General features: G+C 66.3%; 4 protein-coding genes. All 4 read left to right on the plus strand.

Going from position 1 to position 3,893, the window contains the following annotated elements:
• Positions 1 to 241 precede the first annotated feature (241 nt).
• The 4 genes from trmB to PVW51_RS24020 all read left to right on the plus strand — a co-directional run bounded on the left by trmB (position 242) and on the right by PVW51_RS24020 (position 3,741).
• Complete coding sequence (trmB, locus tag PVW51_RS24005; protein WP_274578203.1) at positions 242 to 943, plus strand: tRNA (guanosine(46)-N7)-methyltransferase TrmB; 702 nt, start codon at positions 242 to 244, stop codon at positions 941 to 943.
• A gap of 171 nt (positions 944 to 1,114) precedes the next feature.
• Entirely contained in the window at positions 1,115 to 2,467 is a 1,353-nt protein-coding gene (aroA, locus tag PVW51_RS24010; protein ID WP_274578205.1) for a 3-phosphoshikimate 1-carboxyvinyltransferase, read from the plus strand.
• Complete coding sequence (locus tag PVW51_RS24015; protein ID WP_269361066.1) at positions 2,464 to 3,090, plus strand: (d)CMP kinase; 627 nt, start codon at positions 2,464 to 2,466, stop codon at positions 3,088 to 3,090. The genes aroA and PVW51_RS24015 overlap by 4 nt, the downstream gene beginning before the upstream one ends.
• An 81-nt stretch (positions 3,091 to 3,171) precedes the next feature.
• Entirely contained in the window at positions 3,172 to 3,741 is a 570-nt protein-coding gene (locus PVW51_RS24020) for a hypothetical protein (protein ID WP_274578207.1), read from the plus strand.
• Positions 3,742 to 3,893 lie beyond the last annotated feature (152 nt).

Consider the following 3,893-nt stretch of genomic DNA (forward strand, 5'->3'; position numbering starts at 1 on the left):
GAGGGTCGGGCGCGGCCCGGGCTGACACCCGGGCCAAGGCTTGTGGCTGGCGTCGTGGAAGAACGATTTCGTTGTTTCGGGGGGGGGGCGGGTGCAGGAACGTGCTTTTTCAGCAGCCTCAGGCGGCTCCCCCCCGGGGGCCGCTTTTCGTTTCGGGGCAGCCTGAAAGCCGCGGGAGCCGGGGTCATCGCCGTGCAACGGCGGCTTGCAGCAGGCCCCGCAGGGCGCTAAAGCGCGGGGCATGAATGATCCCGTCAGACCCCGCAGGAATTTCTATGGCCGCCTCAAGGGCAAGGCCCTGAAAAAGTCGCAGAAAGCCTACCTGGATGAAGATCTGGGCGCGCTGTCGCCCGGTGCGGTGAGCTGGGAGGAAAACCCCGCGCGCACACCGCTGGATTTGCCGGGCCTCTTCGGTGACAGGCCGGTCTGGCTTGAGATCGGATTTGGTGGCGGCGAACATCTGGTGCATCAGGCCGCGGCGAACCCCGATGTCGGGATCATCGGCTGCGAACCCTATATCAACGGGGTTGCCATGTTGCTGGGCAAGATCCGGCGCGCCGGGGTTTCGAACCTGGCGGTACATCCCGGTGACGCCCGCGATCTCTTCGATGTGCTGCCTGAGGCCTCGGTTGCGCGGGCGTTTCTGCTCTATCCCGACCCCTGGCCCAAGGCACGCCACCACCGACGCCGCTTTGTGACCGAAGAACATCTGGTGCCGCTGGCGCGGGTGCTGAAGCCCGGGGCGATTTTCAGGGTGGCGACGGACATCGAGGATTACGTGCGCCAGACCCTGGAGGAAGTGCCGAAATTCGGCTTTGAATGGCTGGCAGAGGGTCCGGAAGACTGGCGCGCGCCCTGGGAGGACTGGCTGTCCACGCGGTACGAGCAGAAGGCCCTGCGCGAGGGGCGCAGGCCGCACTACCTGACCTTCCGCCGGACATGATTGCGCGGGCCTGCGGCCCGCAAGCGATTTCATTGATTTGGCGCTGCCAAATCGGTGCGAGACGCTGTCTCGCGCTCTGGTATATTTTTGGAACAATGAAGGGGGCAGGCTGGCATGGACGCTGCCGGGAGGCTGGGTTAAAACCGCCCGGAAACAGGTAAGGACCTTCAGATGTCAGCCCATGGTGACCCAATTCCGATGACTTCGCAGGCCTGCGGGCCGCTGACCGGCACGGCGGAGGTGCCCGGCGACAAGTCGATTTCGCACCGATCCCTGATCCTGGGGGCGATGGCGGTGGGCGAGACCACGATCACCGGTCTGCTGGAAGGGCAGGATGTGCTGGACACGGCACGCGCCATGCGGGCCTTCGGGGCCGAGGTGACGCAGCTGGGCGGCGGCAAATGGTCGGTGCATGGTGTTGGTGTGGGCGGTTTTGCCGAGCCGGGGAATGTCATCGACTGCGGCAATTCCGGCACCGGGGTGCGGCTGATCATGGGGGCGATGGCGACCTCGCCCATCGTGGCGACGTTCACCGGGGATGCCAGTCTGAACGGCCGCCCGATGGCGCGGGTGACCGACCCGCTGGCATTGTTCGGCTGTCAGGCGGTGGGGCGCGCGGGCGGGCGGCTGCCGATGACGCTGGTCGGCGCGGTGGAACCGGTGCCGGTGCGCTACGAGGTGCCGGTGCCGTCGGCGCAGGTGAAATCGGCAGTGCTGCTGGCAGGGTTGAACGCGCCGGGGCAGACCGTGGTGATCGAGGCGGAGGCGACCCGCGATCATACCGAACGGATGCTGGCGGGTTTTGGCGCCGAGGTCACGGTGGAGGAGACGGCGCAGGGCCGGGTGATCACCCTGACCGGCCAGCCGGAGCTGAAGCCGCAGCACATCGAGGTGCCGCGCGATCCGTCTTCGGCGGCCTTCCCGGTCTGTGCGGCGCTGATCGTGCCGGGGTCGGATGTGCTGGTGCCGGGGATCGGGCTGAACCCGACGCGGGCGGGGCTGTTTGCCACGCTGCGCGAGATGGGGGCCGATCTGACCTATGAAAACGAACGCGAAGAGGGGGGCGAGCCGGTGGCCGACCTGCGGGCACGATTCTCGCCCGACCTGAAAGGCATCACGGTACCGCCCGAACGTGCGGCCAGCATGATCGACGAATATCCCGTGCTGTCGGTGGTTGCGGCCTTTGCCGAAGGCCGCACGGAAATGCGCGGGGTCAAGGAATTGCGGGTCAAGGAAAGCGACCGGATCGACGCCATGGCCAAGGGTCTGCGCGCCAATGGCATCGAGGTGGAGGAAGGGCCCGACTGGTGGATTGTCACGGGCCGGGGGCATGGCAAGGTGCCGGGCGGGGCAGTCTGCGCCAGCCAGCTCGATCACCGCATCGCCATGTCGTTCCTGATCCTCGGCATGGCAACGCAATCCCCGGTGCAGGTGGATGACGCAGGGCCGATCGCCACCTCCTTCCCGATCTTCGAGCCGCTGATGCAGGGTCTGGGCGCGCAGATCAGCCGGAGCAACGGATGAGACTGAGCGGTTTCACGGTGGCCATCGACGGGCCCGCAGCCTCGGGCAAGGGGACGATATCCAAGGCCGTGGCGCGGCATTTCGGTTTTGCCCATCTCGATACGGGGCTGTTGTACCGGGCGGTGGGGGCAAAGGTGCTGGACGGACAGGCCGCCCAGGCCGCGGCAGAGGCGCTTGTGCCCGGTGATCTGGAAGACGACCGCCTGCGGTCGCCCGAGGTTGCGCAGGCGGCAAGCCGGGTCGCCGCGGTGCCGGAAGTGCGCGCCGCCCTGGTCGACTTCCAGCGCAGTTTTGCCACCCGCGCAGGTGGCGCGGTGCTGGACGGGCGCGACATCGGGACAGTGATCTGCCCGGATGCGCAGGTGAAGCTCTTTGTCACCGCCCATGCGGATGTCCGTGCCCGCAGACGCTTTGCCGAGCTGCAGGGCAAGGGGATCGAGACCACCTTCGAAGAGGTCCTGGCCGATGTTCAGGCCCGCGATGCGCGCGACATGGGCCGCGCGGATGCGCCGCTGAAACCGGCCAAGGATGCTGTGCAGATCGACACATCGGAGATGGAGATCGCGGTGGCGGTCGAAGCTGCCGTTTCCCTGATCAAGGCAAAGATGGCGGGCTCTGCCTGAACAGGCCTTTTGGCGCGGCTCACTCAGAGGTGACGTGTATTTCACGCTGTTCCGGCGCAGGATGGGGCAGAGGAGATTGCCATGTTCCGCATCATTGCCCGAAGCCTTGTTGTTCTGACCCTGCTCACCTCCGGTGCCGCGCTGGCACAGACCGCGTCGCCTGATCTGCCCGAAGCCCCGCAGGACCAGCAGGGCGAAGCGCCGATGACATTGGCGCGGATGGCCGGGATCATCCGGGCGCTGGACCCGGACATGCGGGTGCAGGGACCTGCGATGGAATTCACCCTTGAGGATATTCCGGTGATCGTGATCACGGATGTGCGGGCCGACCGGATGCGCGCCATGGTGCCCATCGCCAGCGTGGAAGGCCTGACACAGGCGGATCTGCTGCGCCTGATGCAGGCGAATTTCGACGCGGCCCTTGATGCGCGCTATGCGGTTGCGCATGGGCGGCTCTGGGGGGTCTTCATTCATCCGCTGTCGCCGCTTGAAAAGGATCAGTTCCTGTCGGGTCTGGTCCAGACGATCACCGTGGCGCGCACCTATGGCACCGCCTATTCCGGCGGGGCAGCAATATTCGGCGGCGGCGACAGCAGCGAGATCTATCGCGGGCTGCTGGAGGAATTGCGCAAAAAGGGCCAGGAGCTTTGACCCCGGCGGGCGCATTTTCTGCGCAAATATCTCCGGTCGCGATGGTGGTCTTGTTGCGCGGGCAGGCTAGGTCGTGTTGACATTCATTGTCGCCCACCCGCGCGAGACGGATTTTGCCGCTGGCGCCCTGATGTGAGCGCAGCAATGTGATC

The sequence above is a fragment of the Sulfitobacter sp. PR48 genome (assembly GCF_028807335.1).
GTDB lineage: Bacteria > Pseudomonadota > Alphaproteobacteria > Rhodobacterales > Rhodobacteraceae > Sulfitobacter.

Coding starts and splice junctions, on each gene's coding strand:
- PVW51_RS24020 (WP_274578207.1), top strand. CDS start 3,172: ATGTTCCGCATCATTGCCCGAAGCCTTGTTGTTCTGACCCTGCTCACC.
- PVW51_RS24015 (WP_269361066.1), top strand. CDS start 2,464: ATGAGACTGAGCGGTTTCACGGTGGCCATCGACGGGCCCGCAGCCTCG.
- trmB (WP_274578203.1), top strand. CDS start 242: ATGAATGATCCCGTCAGACCCCGCAGGAATTTCTATGGCCGCCTCAAG.
- aroA (WP_274578205.1), top strand. CDS start 1,115: ATGTCAGCCCATGGTGACCCAATTCCGATGACTTCGCAGGCCTGCGGG.